This window comes from Neobacillus niacini, assembly GCF_030817695.1.
GTDB classification, from domain to species: Bacteria; Bacillota; Bacilli; order Bacillales; family Cytobacillaceae; genus Neobacillus; species Neobacillus niacini_F.
In genome coordinates this window covers 3,470,960-3,487,521 of record NZ_JAUSZQ010000002.1, presented here as the reverse complement: position 1 = coordinate 3,487,521, position 16,562 = coordinate 3,470,960, and the positions used below count along the sequence as shown (strand labels likewise).

Genomic DNA, 16,562 nt, shown 5'->3' with positions numbered 1-16,562 from the left:
CAAATGAAAGGAGTACATTATAGGTAGTGATACAATACGTTCTTGTTTCTTCTGGTGATTGTTCCAGCAAAAGGGTTGAACAATAGGAGCACAACTCCGGAAATGAAAAATCCGGATAGTGCTTGGACGCAAGTTAAATAAAAAAGATTGGTAGACAGAACGGTTAGAAAAGGGACGAGCGCCATTCCCAGCGCGGCCCATACCAGCATGAGGGTATTAGATTTTGCCTCTGCCCATTTTTTCCACAAAGGGAAAGTGAAAATCTGCACCAATTGACATGCCACAGAAAAGATACTAATCCAAAGGATAGTGGCTTCTGCGATTCTAACATGATAAATATTGAATATCCCCCAGGACATCTGCCACGTGAAATTAAAACAGAGAGCCGCAATCAGGAACCACTTGTAACCATGATCTTTAAAAATGGACCAATCCATTGACGATTTTTTTGTAGTTGTTACGGCCTGGACTGTCTCTTTATGTTTCATTAAGAAAAATACTTCAAGTAATCCAAAAAGCAAGGCTGTGAAAAATAACCACTGATAGGCACTTGCGTTATTTGTTTGGTTCTTCATAATGATCCCGATAATAAGTGTGGAAATCATTCCAGCTATCGTCAATAACCGGTTACGATCACTAAAAAAAGAACCTCTTCGTTCATCCTTAATCATGCCGCTAATCAATGTTTGCCAACCTACATTAGAAATAGTAGCCGGTACATTCATGAATGCAATAATGATTAAAAATACCCACGCCTGGTATGGAGAGGAGATATAAACAACTCCTATAAGCAGCAAAAATAATAGTCGAGCCCACAAAACTGACATAGCAACCGTTTTTTTCTGCGTTTGCAATCGATTCAACAGAATGGCAGCAGGAATGGTCATCAGGAGGGCAATTAAAGGTGGAAGAGAACTGATTAACCCAACTTGATAATTGGTTGCTCCAAGAATTGAAATTGCAAAGATGGGATAAAAGTTGCCTGCAAGGTTGATAGCAATGGTAGAAACCATTCCATGATAGATACTAATTTTTTCATTATATGTGCGCACGTTTGTCACCAGTTTCTCTATTAATCAATAACGATACTATTATACTACGGTATCCGAAATTTCTATAGAATACTTTTGAAAATTATTTAACAAAAAATAGACTGTTAGAGTAACAAATATTACGCAAGTCAGCCAAAATCCAGTATAATGAATCTTTGGCTTTTATATTTCAGTTTTTTCTAGGAGTTTTTATATGAATCAGACATTTACATTAAAAGACAAGACAAAACAAATTTTTGTCTTGTTAATACCAATATTAATCACTCAGCTAGGGATGTTTTCAATGGTGTTTTTCAATACCATTATGTCTGGAAAATATAGCTCAACCGACCTTGCAGCTGTTGCCATTGGGTCATCGATTTGGAGCCCGATATTTACCGGAATAAGCGGAATACTACTAGCGGTATCTCCGATTGCAGCTCAGCGTTTTGGAGAAAAAAGGAGCAGTGAAGTGGCTTCGGTTGTCAGACACGGACTCTACATATCCGTTATGATCACCATAGTGGTGATTATTTTTGGTGTAATCTTTTTAAATCCACTATTAGATAAAATGAATCTACCGAGTGAAGTAGAAAGAACCGCTTTTGACTACTTGGTTGGCCTTAGCTATGGAATTCTTCCGTTATTTATCTTTAACGTGCTTAGGTCATTTATCTACGCGTTAGGAAAAACAAGGGTAGTGATGTATATCTTGCTCTTGTCTTTACCCATCAATTTCTTTTTGAATTATGTACTAATATTTGGACATTGGGGTTTCCCGGAACTTGGCGGTGCAGGGGCTGGATTTGCCACCTCCATCACAGAATGGGTGATAACCGCAATGACCGTGTTTGTTGTAAAAACACAGAATCCTTTTTCAAGTTTTTCAGTGTTTGAGAATCTGAAACAATTTTCGTTCGCTGAATGTAAAGAAATTTTAAAGATTGGTGTCCCAATGGGTCTGTCAACCTTTTTCGAAACAAGTATGTTTGCAGTGGTAACCATTCTATTAAGTAAATTTAATGTTACAACCATTGCAGCTTATCAATCGGCACTAAACATCGTTTCTTTCCTCTATATGATTCCGATAAGTATTTCAATGGCGCAAACGGTGCTAGTAGGGTATGAAGTAGGGGCGCGAAGATACAAAGACGCAAAGAGCTACAGCTGGATAGGAGTTTATATCGCTATCTTAATTGCTCTCATTACCGGGGTGTTAGTAGTTCTTTTTCGTTATCAAGTGGCAGGACTTTATTCAAACGAAGTAGAAGTTATTAATTTAACAGCACATTTCTTAATTTATGCGTTGTTCTTTCAAATAAGCGATGCCATTCAAGTAACGGCACAAGCAGCATTAAGAGGTTATAAGGATGTTAATCTTGCCTTTATCATGACCTTAATTGCTTACTGGTTGATTTGTCTTCCAGTTGGATATGTGCTGGCCCACTTTACCAGTCTCGGTGCGACAGGATATTGGCTTGGTCTTACCGTAGGATTGTTAGCAGCTGGAATAGCATTATCATGGAGGCTAATCTACATCCAAAAACGAAAATTCATAGACACACAAAAATTAGAAACAGTTTAACAAGCAACCAAAAGTCCTCATCACTCTCGTAAGGTGATGGGGACTTTTCTAAACCAACTGTCCGCCTGAGGTGGACAGTGTCCACGAGCGGTGACAGGCACCGCAATGGAGCACCGTAATGGAGCATCGCGATGACAGTGTTGTCATCGGGATTATGGGATAATGGCTGTAATCTTAATTAGAGAGAAGGGATAAGGATGGAGCGGTTTTTTGTTTTTGTTTATGGGACGCTTAGGAGGCATGAGCGAAATTATTATTTATTGAAGGAAGCGGAGCTTGTTGCGGAGCAGGCTTGGACGGAAGGGAAGTTATTTGATACGGGTTTTGGGTATCCTGCTTTACAAGAGTCCAGTAGTGATGTCGTTTATGGAGAATTGTATCTCGTTACAGAGGGTCAGCTTTATAGATTAGATGAGTTGGAAGGGTATAGTGTAGAGGGGCAAGATAATTTATATAATCGTAAGAAACAACTGATCTTCCATGATACTGGTAAAACTGAAGCATTTGTGTATACGATTGCAAAACCCAATAATCATATGTTGAAAACTCCAATCGTGAGCGGTGATTGGAAGGAATATAACCTTCACCTTCGCAAACAAGACCCAATCCTTTATTTTGCATATGGAAGCTGCATGGATGATGCTCGTTTTAAACTCGCAAAAGTGGATCAATATTTTCAAAAGGTGACAGGCACTGGCATCCTCCATGGCTATACTTTACGATACTCTGTGAAGGTGGCGGATGGCGGTCGTGCGGACATTGTCGAGGAAGGCGGTATAGTAGAAGGAAAGGTATATGAGATTCCACCGGATTGTGTTACCTATCTTTATAGAAGAGAAGGAGTAGGTTCATGTCTATATCGGCCTACATTTGTGGACCTCTTCATAAATGGATCCTTATACAAAGATGTCTTGACTTTTACTGTTGTCAGTAAGGAAGCAGAAACAGCGCCGCCTAAACATTATTCAGAGGAAATCATTAGAGGCGGGACCGGGTTTTTAAGTGAAGCTTATCTTGAAAAATTGAAAAATCACATAAATATATTATGTAAACAAAGTTGAAACAAAAAAATATTACTCTATAACCACGGATGTAAAAATCAAGAAGAGAAAGGGTCCGCCGAAAATTGATGTGAAGGTACCAATTGAAATTGAACTTTTATCTGTTCCCAGTATGATTGATTATGCGGGTGATTTAAAAAGGCAAAAGATTTTAAAAAATTGGATCGCCAATGAAATAGAGAAAAAAATGGTACCACTGATAGAAAAAACAAAAAAGGAATACAAGTCTGAACCCTTCTACTGGTCGTTATATGTTCGGCCTCTTTTCAACTCCACAAAAGAATACGAGGAGTGGGACTGGGCAAATAAAAATTATCCATTTTCAGACATTGATGTAAATGTCCAGGTGGAGATAATCGGATTCGGTAAGCAGATGAAGGAATCTGAAATGGAAAAGGTGAGGGATTAGTAGTGAAAGTCATTTTATGGACAGTGGTGCTTTTTGGTGGGCTTTACAGTTTCGCACATGTTTATTTCCTTCTTAGGGATAAAAATAAACTAGGTGCTTTCGGTATAACCATAATAGGTTTAGTGATATGCGTGTGTCCGTTCTTCATCAGATTAAAATAATACATTCAAACAGAGGTCGCTTAGATCTCTGTTTTTTTATCGCTATATGCAATGGTTATGGAGGAATAAAATTGTGGAATTGGTAAAAATTATTAGTTAGGAGGTGGGAGTGTGTCCTTATTTCGAAAAAAGAAACGAGCCCTTAAAAAACCACAATTGTTAACTCCGAGTAAATTGGTTTCACAAAAGGAAAACACACCAACTTCTAGCTCATTAACGGAGACAGAGAAACAAATAAAAGAAATTCTTGGTAACAATGAAGATCTAAGAATAAAGCACTTTAAAATTTTCGGGCAATTCTCAGCAGCTTGCGTGTATTTTTCTAGCTTAGTTGATAAGGATTCTCTAAATAAGGATATACTGAAGCCTCTCATGTATGAACCTGAACATTTAATCGGAAAAGAAAAACCACTTATCTCCATCAAGATTCAGTATGAAAGTGAGATTGATGAAAAGGAAAGTGTAAAAATACAGCTATCAGACTCAGCTATATTGAAAATAATTGAAAAGGAAACATCTAAAAAGATCAAAGGGATGGTTGAAAAATTTATAGCAAGCACTCAAAAAAAGAAGGCTGATATATTTGGATTTGGTGAACATTTTCGAGCTAAATTACCGCAATATTGGAACAAAAATGTAAAAACAAAAGCTAAATGGGATGAAATCTATCAAAATGTTACATTTGATGTAAAGGTTGATGCCCATATTCACCGAGTTGGCATGAAATCGAAATAGTTGGAAGGCAGGAGTCTAATCATGTATATCGGCTATTTAACATATGTAATCTTAATCTGCTGGGTGACAGGGGGATTAATCTTACTTACCGATGTAAAAGCATACAAAAATGCTTCTCTCAAAAAAGAACATAAGGTGTCAAAATTTTTAGGATGGGTCAATATTTCAATTGGCTTTGGGTTAATTACTACGAATTTCATATACTTACATTTCATGTGGTAATTTGGTTATTGGACTTCTATTTTGAGGTCCAATTTTTTTATGAATTTCGATGAAAAATGTATCCGTTATCACACTTGTTAAATATGGGTTTGTAAGACACTTTAACAGGTTAAAGCAATGAAATAGTGTGTAAGATAACCTTCCAAAATCATGTTAATAAAGTTGCCATAATGTTATAAATAATTCAGATAATTTAAAACCAACCAAGGAAGGTGTTCACATGATAAAACAAAAGCTAGTTCTCATAGGAAATGGAATGGCAGGGGTTAGAGCGATTGAAGAAGTGTTGAAAATAAACCCAAATGGATTTGAAATTACGATTTTTGGCACTGAGCCCTATCCGAACTATAACCGAATTCAGTTATCAAAGGTCCTGCAGGGTGGTACTTCAGTGAGTGACATTACCCTAAATGATTGGGAATGGTACGAAGATAATAAGATCCGTTTTTATCCAGGAGAGACAGTAACCTCAATTAATACAAAAGAACAAACTGTCAGTACCGATAAAGGGCGAATAGAATCCTATGACCAATTAATTATTGCCACAGGCTCTAATCCATTCATGCTTCCATTACCAGGAGCAGATAAGGAAGGGGTTAAGGCATTTCGGAATATAAAAGACTGCGAAGAAATGATTGAATACTCGAAAAAGCATAAGAAGGCAGCGGTCATTGGCGGAGGTTTACTTGGATTGGAAGCAGCAAGAGGACTTCTTAACCTTGGGATGGAGGTGGATGTCATTCATATTTTCGATTACTTAATGGAGCGTCAGTTAGATCGAACGGCAGGGAAATTGCTGCAAACAGAGTTAGAGAAACAGGGCATGAATTTTATTTTACAAAAAAATACTGCAGAAATTACCGGCCGAAAAACATGTTACAGGATTAAAGTTTACGGATGGCAGCAGAATTAAAGCAGATTTAGTCGTGATGGCGGTCGGGATTAAACCGAATGTCGCGTTGGCGCAAGAAGCAGGTATACCCGTTAACCGAGGAATCCTTGTGAATGATTATTTAGAGACAGACATCCCGAATGTGTTTGCGGTTGGGGAATGTGCCGAGCACCGCGGTATTGCATACGGATTAGTGGCGCCACTCTATCAGCAAGGACAAGTATTAGCGAAAAGACTCTGTGGGATAAACGATGAAGGCTACCAAGGTTCTGTATTATCGACCCAATTAAAGGTATCTGGTGTCGATGTTTTCTCAGCAGGAAAAATCAATGAGGATGAAAGTACAAAAGTATTTAAAATGTATGACGATTGGAATGGTGTTTATAAAAAAGTACTCATTGAAGACGGAAAGATTGCAGGTGCTGTACTGTTTGGTGATACAAAGGATGGAAATAAGTTATTTGACTTTATTAAAAAAGGGGGCACTGATAGAGGAATATTTAGAATCCTCTCAAGGTGATAATTCAGAGGTAAATTTAGTTGCCAGCATGTCTGATGAGGAGATTATTTGTGGCTGTAATGGTGTCACTAAAGGAAGTATTGTAGAGGCAATTAAAGCAAATGGATTAACGACAGTTGACCAGGTGAAAGGCTGTACGAACGCTTCCCGTTCATGCGGGGGCTGTAAATCACTTGTCTCTGATTTACTCGCTTGTACACTTGGTGACCAATATCAGACGGACCAAAAGGAAGCGATCTGCGGGTGTACCACTTTATCAAGAGATGAAGTGCTAGCAGAAATTCGTGATAAGGGTTTGACACATATTCGTGAGGTAATGAACGTGCTGGAGTGGAAAACGGATGGCTGTTCAAAATGTAAGCCAGCTTTAAATTATTACCTAGGAATGATTGATCCACTGAAATATCAAGACGAGCACGAAGCCAGATATGTTAATGAAAGAATGCACGCGAATATCCAAAAAGACGGGACCTATTCGGTTGTTCCAAGAATGTATGGAGGCGTTACAACTTCAGATGACTTACGAAAAATAGCCGATGTTGCCGATAAATATAAGGTTGGCATGATTAAGGTTACCGGTGGTCAGAGAATCGATTTACTTGGTGTAAATAAAGAAGATCTGCCGAAAATGTGGGCAGAACTTGATATGCCGTCTGGATCTGCTTACTCAAAAGGACTTCGAACAGTTAAAACTTGTGTGGGTGAAAATTACTGCCGATTTGGAACACAGGATTCAATTGGAATGGGAATCCGACTAGAAAGGAAGTTCGAAGGCTTAAACACTCCACATAAAGTAAAAATGGCTGTGTCAGCATGTCCGCGTAACTGTGCAGAAAGCGGAATTAAAGATGTTGGAGTAGTCGGTGTGGAAGGTGCTTGGGAAATGTATGTCGGCGGCAATGGCGGGACTCATCTACGGGAAGCGGATTTGTTGTTTAAGTTCAAAACAGGTGACGAGTTGGTCGAGATGATTGGAGCATTCCTTCAATATTATCGTGAAAGTGCGAAATACCTAGAAAGAACTTCAGCTTGGGTAGAGCGCTTAGGAATCGACCATATCAGAGAAGTGCTATCGGATGAATTAATGGTAAAGGAATACAATAATCGAATCGATGAGGCTTTGTCTGTGGTTCAAGACCCATGGAAGGAAGCGATTAATAATAAAAACCTTTTAAAAGACTTATATCAAAATGTAAAGATTCCAGTGGAAACGAAATAATGGGGGGAGTGGATCTGATGGAAAAAACAATACGAAGCGTCTTCATCGGGGAATTAGCAGAATTACCACAAAAGTTGGGAAAAACAGTCATAGTCGGCAATAAAGAAATCGCCGTTTTTAAAACGGAAAATGGCGATATCCGAGCCATTGAGAACCGCTGTCCCCATAAAGGCGGCGTCCTTGCGGAAGGTATACTAAGCGGGGAATATGTATTTTGCCCAATGCACGATTGGAAGATCAGCGTAAAAGACGGTAAGGTTCAGGCACCGGATGTAGGGTGCGTTCAGACTTATCCTGTAGAAATTAAGGAAGAGCAAGTCTATATCTTAATTAGAGAATAGTTGGAGGATGTTTGTCTCTTTCGATAGATTCATAGTAACCGAGTCAGGGCAGCTGTCGTGGTCTCGGTCACTATGAAATCTCTCTAGTTAGGTCACTAATAAAAGTACAAAGTGAACGAATAAAGAAATTTAGTAGAATTAGGGAGTGACAAGATGGCGATTGTGAGTCCCAATCAAGTAGTGGAAAGTATGATACAAGCAGGAGAAGTGAAGGCGAAATTACCTGTAAAGGATTTACTTATCAGGGGAGCACTAGGCGGCGCGTTGCTCGGGTTTGGAACGACATTAGCTTTTACAGCTGAGGTTCAAACAGGACTAGGGATTGTCGGGGCATTACTATTTCCAGCTGCATTTGTTATTATTATTCTCCTTGGATTAGAATTAGTAACTGGTAGTTTCGCACTGATTCCCGTTGCGGTACTGGCGAAAAAAGCTTCAGTAGCCCAGATGTTAAAGAATTGGTTTTGGGTCATTATTGGTCATATTATAGGAGCTGTTTTTTACGCTATTCTATATATTGCAGCAGTCACGCAGCTTGGACAGGTCACCAATCATGCAGTTGCAGCAAAGATTCTTGCTGTGGCGGAAGCCAAAACGCTAGGGTACAAAAGTCTTGGTTCAGAGGGTTTACTCGTCGTTTTTGTAAAAGCGCTGCTCTGTAATTGGATGGTGACACTTGGTGCTGTCATGGCGATGACGACAAAGTCAGTAATCGGAAAAATTGCTGCCATGTGGCTGCCGATATTAATCTTCTTTGCCCAGGGCTTTGAGCACGCTGTGGTTAATATGTTTGTCATCCCAGCTGGCATCATTCTTGGCGCCGATATCAGTATCGCTGATTGGTGGCTTTGGAATCAAATTCCTGTGCTAATTGGCAATTTAGTCAGCGGGGTTCTTTTTACCGGATTTGCGCTCTATTACACACATGGGAAAAAAGAAGCGAAAATGGTTTTGGAGCTGCCAAAAACAAGAACCGCGGTACCGAGTACACAGCGATAAGAAGGAGCGATGGTTATGGGGAAAGCGTATATAGTTGGAGCGGGTCCAGGTGACCCGGAATTAATAACGGTAAAGGCATTAAGATGTATCCAGAGGGCAGATGTTATTCTTTATGACCGTCTGGTTAATCCGGAGCTATTAAAAGAGGCAAAACGGGATTGCCATCTCATTTATTGTGGGAAACAACCAAATTATCATACATTACAGCAAGAAACGATCAACCATCTATTAGTCAAGTACACCAAACAGGGTAAAAACGTTGTCCGATTAAAAGGCGGTGATCCCTTCGTATTTGGACGGGGAGCGGAGGAGGTCGAAGCCTTGGTCGCAAAAGGGCTTCAAGTTGAAGTGGTTCCAGGGATAACAGCAGGAATTGCTGCTCCAGCCTATGCTGGAATCCCGATTACACATCGAGAATTAGGCAGCTCTTTTGCAGTCGTCACGGGGCATAAGCCGAAGGGGAAACCAACCGATATTAATTGGAAGAGCCTGGCTGCAGGTGTTGACACGCTGGCAATTTATATGGGAATCACGAACCTCTCGTATATTTGTGGGGAACTAATCAAGCATGGAAAAAGGGAAAATACCCCTGTTGCCGTCATTCAGCAAGGAACAACTAGGCATCAGCGAACGGTTACAGGAACACTAAGTTCAATTGTTAGTATGGTGGAAAAAGAAGGAATTCAAAATCCTGCTATGATTGTTGTTGGAGAAGTAGTCACCTTCCGTGATAGAATAAATTTACTAGAAACAGGAGGGAAGTTGGAAAGCTATGCAACAATGGCTTAAAGAAGTCGCAAGGGGAAAAAGAGGGTCGAAAGACTTAGACTATCAACAAACAAAAGAAGTCGCTCAAACCATTATTAGCGGCAAGGCAACAGATGCCCAAATTGCAGCGTATTTGATTGCCCTCCGCTTAAAAACGGAATCGCCGGAGGAATTGCTGGCATTTGTTCATGCCTATCAGGATGTTAGTAATAAATTAGAACGGTCAAACCGTTCTATTATTGATCTAGCCAGTCCGTATAATGGAAGGAATTCTTTTACAGGAAGTATTCCAACGGCAATTTTGATGTCTGAATACGGGTTGCCCGTATTTTTACATGGAAGTGATTCACTGCCGCCGAAATATGGAACTGCGATCAAGGAAATTCTTTTACAATTAGGTCTGAATGTTTCTCAGACGCCGCAAGGGCTGACAAAAACAATCGGAGAAGCAGGGATTGCTTTCGCAAATACTGAGGAATACTGCCATAGTCTAGGTATGCTGCGCGGGATTCGTAAAGAGCTGGGGGTCAGAACTCTCTTTAATACAGTAGAGAAGTTATTAAATCTAGCGAATGCAGAATCACTAATGATGGGTGCTTATCATCGGACAGCGATAAACAAAATTGCACCTATCTTTAAAGGGCTATCCTATAAAAATGTTTATGTGGTGCAAGGAATGGAAGGTTCGGAGGACTTGCCCGTTCACCGTAACAGCTTTATTTTTAAAATAACCGACAATGAAATCGAATCTTTCATTGTAAAACCAGAGGAATATGGTCTATTGGTACCAGAGTTAGATAAAGATGTCAAACTGGCAGCACAAGAACAGTCTGAAATTACGCAGGCGATTCTCAGCGGGGAACAATCTAAATCACTGCAGCCCTATTACAATCAAGTGCTATTTAATACGGGTATTAGGTATTACCTGTTTGGTGCCGTCAAAGACATTGGTGAAGGTATAGAGATCGCGAAACAACAACTAATGGAACAACGAGGTTTAAGTCAATTGGAAAAATGGAAACGAAGTCAGGATAAATATATTATTTCCTAACAAATACGTTCTGGGCGGGTATAAGCGTCTAGAGCGTTTTTTTTAATGGGAAAATGGCGGTAAAATTATTTTTCTAAATTTTTGTTTTTCTTATTTACATAAAACCTATTGGTATGGTAGGATTAATCTCAACAATAACCATAGCTTATCAAGAGAGGCTGAGGGACTGGTCCTATGAAGCCCGGCAACCTGCTGAGCAAGGTGCTAATTCCAGCAAAATGATCTTCATTTTGGGAGATAAGGCGTTAAACAATCGTGAAATGCCTTTCCTTTTTAGGAAGGCTTTTTTAATGAACAGAGGGGGTTTACAGTAATGACTACACCGGTAACGTATGAAAACTGGATTCAAATATCCGATACTTTTCCATTTGAGGATAAAACGAAGGGGGCAATTTCGGTATTGAGATGGGCTTATAGCTCTTATCCAGAAGATCAAATTGTGTATGCTTCGAGCTTTGGTGCTGAAGCGATTGTTTTAATCGATCTCATCCAACAGGTTAAGCCAGACGCTCATATCGTTTTCTTAGATACTGGTTTACACTTTCCGGAAACATATGAGGTTATTAACAAAATTGAAGAGCGTTTTCCTTCATTAAAAATTGAGCGAAAACTGCCAAAGCTAACATTAGATGAACAACGCGAACAATATGGGTCAGCACTGTGGAAGAGGGAACCTAACCAATGCTGTAATATCCGCAAAGTCATTCCATTAAAAGAGACGTTGACGGCAAAACAAGCGTGGATTTCGGGGCTTCGCCGAGAGCAATCACCAACGAGAGCAAACACACAATTTCTTAATAAAGATGATAAATTTCAGAACATTAAAATCTGTCCGCTTATTCACTGGACATGGGACGAAGTTTGGGCCTATATCAAGGAAAAGGATCTCCCGTACAATACCTTGCATGATCAAAATTATCCTAGTATCGGCTGTTTTCCTTGTACACAGCCAGTTACGGCAGATGGAGATTCGCGTGCAGGACGATGGGCGGGAAGCGGCAAGACGGAGTGTGGCTTACACACATCCTAAAAGGGGGCTTTTAGTTTGCTCACAATTATAGCAGTTACGATAGGGCTATTTTTTGCAGTTAATATTGGTGCAAGCGGTGCAGCTGCTTCGATGGGAATATCCTACGGAGCAGGAGTGGTGAAGAAAAAGCTTGCACTGTTACTATGCGGTATTACCGTGTTTTTTGGAGCCTGGCTTGGAGGCGGTGAAGTCGTTAAAACGATTGGAAGCGGAATTGTTCCAAATAGTACTTTTACGGTACCCATCGCTCTAATCGTGTTAGCTTCAGCTGCACTGTCTTTATTCTTAGCGAATATATTCGGGATACCACTTTCGACAAGTGAAGTAGCAGTAGGCTCAGTAGTAGGGGCCGGAATTGTTTATCAATCTGTGTTTGTAAGTAACCTTGCCTGGATTATGCTCTTTTGGCTGCTTACTCCTTTTGCGGCTTTCGTGATTGCCATACTAGCTGCTAATCTATTAAAAATAAAACCGTTGAAACGTTTGATGGAAGCACCGAAAGCCATTCCGGTCCTTTCCGTTCTTGTCGTATGTATGGGGTTATTTGAAGCTTTCTCAGCAGGGATGAACAATGTCGCTAATGCGGTTGGACCGCTAGTCGGGGCTGACATCATGTCAACAAGTGCTGGTATTTTCTGGGGCGGGCTTTTTGTCGCAGCCGGTGCCGTTCTGTTAGGACATCGTGTTCTTGAAACAAATGGAAAGAAAATTACTACTCTTCGGCTCGAAGAAGGCTGTGTCATTTCTGGAACGGGAGCAGCAATCGTTACTGTAGCCTCTGTTTTCGGCATTCCTGTACCACTGACACAGATTACAACATCTTCGATTATCGGAATCGGTTTTGCAAAGCATGGCAAGTCAGTCTTAAAAAAGGATATAGTAGTTCAATTGCTTACGGTATGGATCGTGTCACCTGTTTTATCAATGGTACTTTCTTACACCCTTATCCAAATGCTCATTGAACATAACTTCTATCCGATTGTTGCGATGGCAGGCGTTTTAATCTCCGTATTCGGCGTGTCGTCATTAATGAAAAAGTCCAATCAACCCGTTGCTGAAGCAGCGGAAAAGTAGTTTGAAAGTTTCGCAATAAACCATTTTCTATTCACCGATAAATAGTATTTATCGTTGATATAAATCTCTGTTAAGAGGATACTAAAACGCAAATTAAATGAAGAAAGGTATGATTCTGTTGTCATTTTTACCAGCACCTCATGGAGGTAAACTTATCCAAGCATTTGATCCAAACTATGACGTAACATCTATTGTAAAGGAACTCGAAATTGACGCCATTGCCTTAAGTGATCTTGAGTTAATTGGGGTTGGGTTATTTAGTCCCTTAACTGGTTTCCTAGGGAAAGCCGATTACGAAAATGTCGTAGAAAACATGCGCCTTGCAGACAATACAATTTGGTCAATTCCTGTTACACTTCCTGTTTCCTATGAAACAGCAGCAACACTTGAAGTTGGGGAGAAAATCAAGCTTGCTTACAATAAAGAGGTATATGGAGTTATTACCGTTTCAGAATGGTATGAACCGAATTTAGACAGAGAAGCAGTCGAAGTATATAAAACACTTGAAACCGCTCATCCAGGAGTAAAGCGTCTGTATGAAAGAGGACCTGTCTATGTGGCTGGTGAAGTAGTGTTAGTAAAAAAGCCGGAAAAAGGAATCTTTGGCGATGTTTGGTTCGAGCCGAAAGAAACACGTGCATTGTTTGAAGAAAAAGGCTGGAAAACAGTTGTCGGTTTCCAAACTAGAAATCCGATTCACCGTGCACATGAGTACATTCAAAAAGCAGCACTTGAAACAGTTGATGGACTTTTCGTGAACCCGCTTGTTGGGGAAACAAAGTCTGACGATATACCAGCTGATGTTCGTCTAAAAAGTTATCGTGTCCTTCTTGAAAATTACTACCCAGCAGAACGTGTACAGCTTGGTGTTTACCCAGCTGCGATGAGATATGCAGGACCGAGAGAAGCGATTTTCCATGCAATTGCCCGCAAAAACTTTGGCTGCACGCATTTTATTGTTGGACGTGACCACGCAGGTGTCGGTAATTATTATGGTACGTACGATGCTCAATTAATTTTTAATGAATTCCCTGAAGGGGAACTAGGCATTAAACCATTATTCTTTGAACATAGCTTCTATTGCACAAAGTGTGAAGGAATGGCTTCTGATAAAACTTGCCCGCATAGCAATGAAGACAGAGTGATCCTTTCTGGAACAAAAGTAAGAGAATTGCTTCGCGCAGGACAGCTTCCACCATCCACTTTCAGCCGTAAAGAGGTTGTCGAAGTGTTAATTGAAGGAATGAAAGAAGAAACGACGGTTTGAGGAGGAGAAATCATGACAAAAGCAACGAATATCACTTGGCATGCTAGTACCGTTTCAAAGTCCGACCGTCATGCTCAAAATGGTCATGGAAGCTGTGTACTATGGTTTACAGGACTTTCTGGTTCTGGTAAATCGACGATAGCAAACGCCGTATCGAGCGCATTGTACCGTCAGGGGATTAATGAATATGTTCTAGATGGTGATAATATCCGCCACGGATTAAACAAGGATCTCGGTTTTTCAGACCATGACCGGACAGAGAATATCAGAAGAATTGGCGAAGTTGCCAAATTATTTGTAGATAGCGGTGCCGTTGTAACGACGGCATTTATCTCGCCATTCCGTTCCGACCGCGACCAGGTCCGGGCTATTTTTGAAGAAGGCGAGTTTATTGAAGTTTTTGTTGACTGTCCTATTGATGAGTGTGAAAAGCGAGATCCGAAGCAGTTATATGCAAAGGCTCGCCGCGGAGAAATAAAGGATTTCACCGGGATTGATTCCCCGTATGAAGCACCGGAGTTTCCAGAAATTACAGTACGTTCCGACCTTTTAACAGTGGAAGAGGCAGTGAACCAAATTTTAAGTTACCTCCAAGAAAAGAACATTCTCTAACATGAGTTGATAAGAAAGGATGGTTGATCAATGGTTGGCAAGGTTTATTTAGTAGGTGCGGGTCCTGGAGATCCAGAATTAATTACAGTAAAAGGATTGCGCTGCCTCAAGCAAGCTGATGTCATCCTCTATGATCGGCTGGTAAATCCTGAACTTTTGGAGAATGCGAAAAAGGGAGCTCAACTTGTCTATTGCGGCAAGCTTCCACATTATCATACAATGAAGCAGGAGACCATTAATCATTTCTTGGTTAAATACGCCAAAATGGGGTATCAGGTTGTTCGCTTAAAAGGTGGAGACCCTTTTGTTTTCGGACGCGGCGGCGAAGAAGCGGAAGAATGCGCGAAGCATAACGTTCCCTTTGAAATTGTTCCAGGCATTACGGCTGGAATCGCTGCTTCAGCTTATGCAGGAATACCTGTTACCCATCGGTCCTTGAGTAAAAGCTTCGCATTTATCACTGGACATCAGGCTGGTGATGTGGAAGCAGAACAACAGTGGGCACATTTGGCAAAGGGTGTAGATACGATTTGTGTGTATATGGGAGTAGCGCATCTACCAACGATAACCCAACATTTAATCATAAATGGTAAATCACCACAGACTCCGATTGCTCTGATTCATTGGGGCACACTAAATGATCAGAGGATAGTCGTTGGAACGCTTGAGAATATTGAAGAAGTGGTGAAAAGGGAACAAATCACTAATCCGAGTATGATTGTGATTGGCGAGGTTGTGACTTTGCATAAAAAACTGAATTGGTTTCAAGAAGAAATTGTACCAAATATACCAGTAGCCAACCGGTAAAAGCAGAAGGGAGCACATTGTATGAAAGCAATTCTTTATATCGGCCACGGTACTCGCTCAAAAAAAGGTGCGGTCGAGATCAGAGCCTTTATCGACAAGGTTAAGGCACGAATTGATGTACCGATACAGGAACTCAGTTTCCTAGAGTTGACAGAGCCGCTGATTGAAGAAGGCTTTGAAACATGTGTTGAACAAGGTGCCACGGAAATCGATGTAGTTCCTCTGTTTCTTTTGGCAGCGGGACATATCAAGCGGGATATCCCTGAAGCCTTGTCACCCTTGAGTGCCAAATATCCTACTATTCCGGTAAAAATAAAGAATCCATTTGGCGTACAGGAAGTTATTTTGGATGCGGTTGCTGAGTTAATTAAGGATTCAGCAGGTGAAGTTGCCCCGGCAGATAGGCTATTAATCGTCGGTGTGGGCAGCAGTGACCCCGATGTTCATGTAAACTTTGCTAAGATTGCAGAGGGCATCAGAAAGCGGCTTGGACCTGAAATGGTGTCCGTTTGCTTTTTAGCAGCAACACAACCAAAGTTAAGTGAGGGGTTGGAGACCATATCTGAAGGAGCTAAAGGCCGAGTAATCATCGTGCCATATATGCTTTTTACTGGTCTCCTCCTTGCAGATCTGAACAAAACGGTACGATCGCGCCAAAAAGAAGGGCAGAGAATCCTTTGTACCGCAGCTTTAAGCAACCATGGCGTGATTGAAGATATCGTAATTGAACGTGCAATAGGTGAGTAAATTTTGTTTTATAGAGAACTGGGTCACTAAA

16 protein-coding genes, 1 pseudogene and 1 riboswitch are annotated in these 16,562 nt (G+C 40.7%); of the genes and pseudogenes, 16 read left to right on the top strand and 1 reads right to left on the bottom strand.

The genetic code is table 11. The features are described from left to right. Positions 1-17 precede the first annotated feature (17 nt). Positions 18-1,052 carry an MFS transporter gene (locus tag QFZ28_RS17700; RefSeq protein WP_307195866.1) on the bottom strand — a complete coding sequence of 345 codons (1,035 nt, stop codon included), beginning with the start codon at positions 1,050-1,052 and terminating at the stop codon, positions 18-20. A gap of 193 nt (positions 1,053-1,245) precedes the next feature. Between QFZ28_RS17700 and QFZ28_RS17695 the strand changes: the two genes are divergently transcribed. The 16 genes and pseudogenes from QFZ28_RS17695 to QFZ28_RS17620 all read left to right on the top strand — a co-directional run bounded on the left by QFZ28_RS17695 (position 1,246) and on the right by QFZ28_RS17620 (position 16,531). Beyond that, entirely contained in the window at positions 1,246-2,616 is a 1,371-nt protein-coding gene (locus QFZ28_RS17695) for an MATE family efflux transporter (RefSeq protein WP_307195865.1), read from the top strand. A gap of 197 nt (positions 2,617-2,813) precedes the next feature. Continuing rightward, a complete protein-coding gene (locus QFZ28_RS17690; RefSeq protein WP_307195864.1) occupies positions 2,814-3,677 on the top strand; it encodes a gamma-glutamylcyclotransferase in 864 nt (287 codons plus the stop codon). Then, positions 3,655-4,086: a Ger(x)C family spore germination C-terminal domain-containing protein gene (locus QFZ28_RS17685; protein WP_307197056.1), complete on the top strand. Its 432-nt coding sequence runs from the start codon at positions 3,655-3,657 to the stop codon at positions 4,084-4,086. The genes QFZ28_RS17690 and QFZ28_RS17685 overlap by 23 nt, the downstream gene beginning before the upstream one ends. Positions 4,087-4,358: 272 nt before the next feature. Further along, positions 4,359-4,982, top strand: coding sequence for a Ger(x)C family spore germination C-terminal domain-containing protein (locus tag QFZ28_RS17680; RefSeq protein ID WP_307195863.1), 624 nt, complete (start codon positions 4,359-4,361; stop codon positions 4,980-4,982). A gap of 21 nt (positions 4,983-5,003) precedes the next feature. Then, entirely contained in the window at positions 5,004-5,204 is a 201-nt protein-coding gene (locus QFZ28_RS17675; RefSeq protein ID WP_307195862.1) for a CLC_0170 family protein, read from the top strand. 220 nt (positions 5,205-5,424) lie between these two features. Beyond that, positions 5,425-7,835: pseudogene (gene nirB, locus QFZ28_RS17670) on the top strand (nitrite reductase large subunit NirB). 17 nt (positions 7,836-7,852) lie between these two features. Next, on the top strand, positions 7,853-8,176 hold the full coding sequence (nirD, locus tag QFZ28_RS17665) for a nitrite reductase small subunit NirD (protein ID WP_373428084.1): 324 nt from the start codon (positions 7,853-7,855) through the stop codon (positions 8,174-8,176). Between the two features lie 153 nt (positions 8,177-8,329). After that, positions 8,330-9,175 carry a formate/nitrite transporter family protein gene (locus QFZ28_RS17660; RefSeq protein ID WP_307195861.1) on the top strand — a complete coding sequence of 282 codons (846 nt, stop codon included), beginning with the start codon at positions 8,330-8,332 and terminating at the stop codon, positions 9,173-9,175. Positions 9,176-9,190: 15 nt separating this feature from the next. After that, on the top strand, positions 9,191-9,964 hold the full coding sequence (cobA, locus tag QFZ28_RS17655) for a uroporphyrinogen-III C-methyltransferase (protein WP_307195860.1): 774 nt from the start codon (positions 9,191-9,193) through the stop codon (positions 9,962-9,964). After that, positions 9,948-10,994: an anthranilate phosphoribosyltransferase gene (locus tag QFZ28_RS17650; protein WP_307195859.1), complete on the top strand. Its 1,047-nt coding sequence runs from the start codon at positions 9,948-9,950 to the stop codon at positions 10,992-10,994. The genes cobA (QFZ28_RS17655) and QFZ28_RS17650 overlap by 17 nt, the downstream gene beginning before the upstream one ends. A 142-nt stretch (positions 10,995-11,136) precedes the next feature. Next, positions 11,137-11,238, top strand: a riboswitch (SAM riboswitch). Positions 11,239-11,307: 69 nt separating this feature from the next. Next, positions 11,308-12,024 (top strand): phosphoadenylyl-sulfate reductase, encoded by a 717-nt coding sequence (locus tag QFZ28_RS17645; protein ID WP_307195858.1) that lies wholly within the window; start codon positions 11,308-11,310, stop codon positions 12,022-12,024. 15 nt (positions 12,025-12,039) lie between these two features. After that, the gene (locus tag QFZ28_RS17640) at positions 12,040-13,098 is read left to right on the top strand and encodes an inorganic phosphate transporter (protein WP_307195857.1); all 1,059 of its coding nucleotides are present in this window, start codon (positions 12,040-12,042) and stop codon (positions 13,096-13,098) included. Between the two features lie 97 nt (positions 13,099-13,195). Continuing rightward, positions 13,196-14,365, top strand: coding sequence for a sulfate adenylyltransferase (sat, locus tag QFZ28_RS17635; RefSeq protein WP_307195856.1), 1,170 nt, complete (start codon positions 13,196-13,198; stop codon positions 14,363-14,365). Positions 14,366-14,377: 12 nt separating this feature from the next. Then, positions 14,378-14,977 (top strand): adenylyl-sulfate kinase, encoded by a 600-nt coding sequence (gene cysC, locus QFZ28_RS17630; protein WP_307195855.1) that lies wholly within the window; start codon positions 14,378-14,380, stop codon positions 14,975-14,977. 30 nt (positions 14,978-15,007) lie between these two features. After that, positions 15,008-15,784 (top strand): uroporphyrinogen-III C-methyltransferase, encoded by a 777-nt coding sequence (gene cobA, locus QFZ28_RS17625; RefSeq protein WP_307195854.1) that lies wholly within the window; start codon positions 15,008-15,010, stop codon positions 15,782-15,784. 21 nt (positions 15,785-15,805) lie between these two features. After that, entirely contained in the window at positions 15,806-16,531 is a 726-nt protein-coding gene (locus QFZ28_RS17620) for a sirohydrochlorin chelatase (RefSeq protein ID WP_307195853.1), read from the top strand. Positions 16,532-16,562 lie beyond the last annotated feature (31 nt).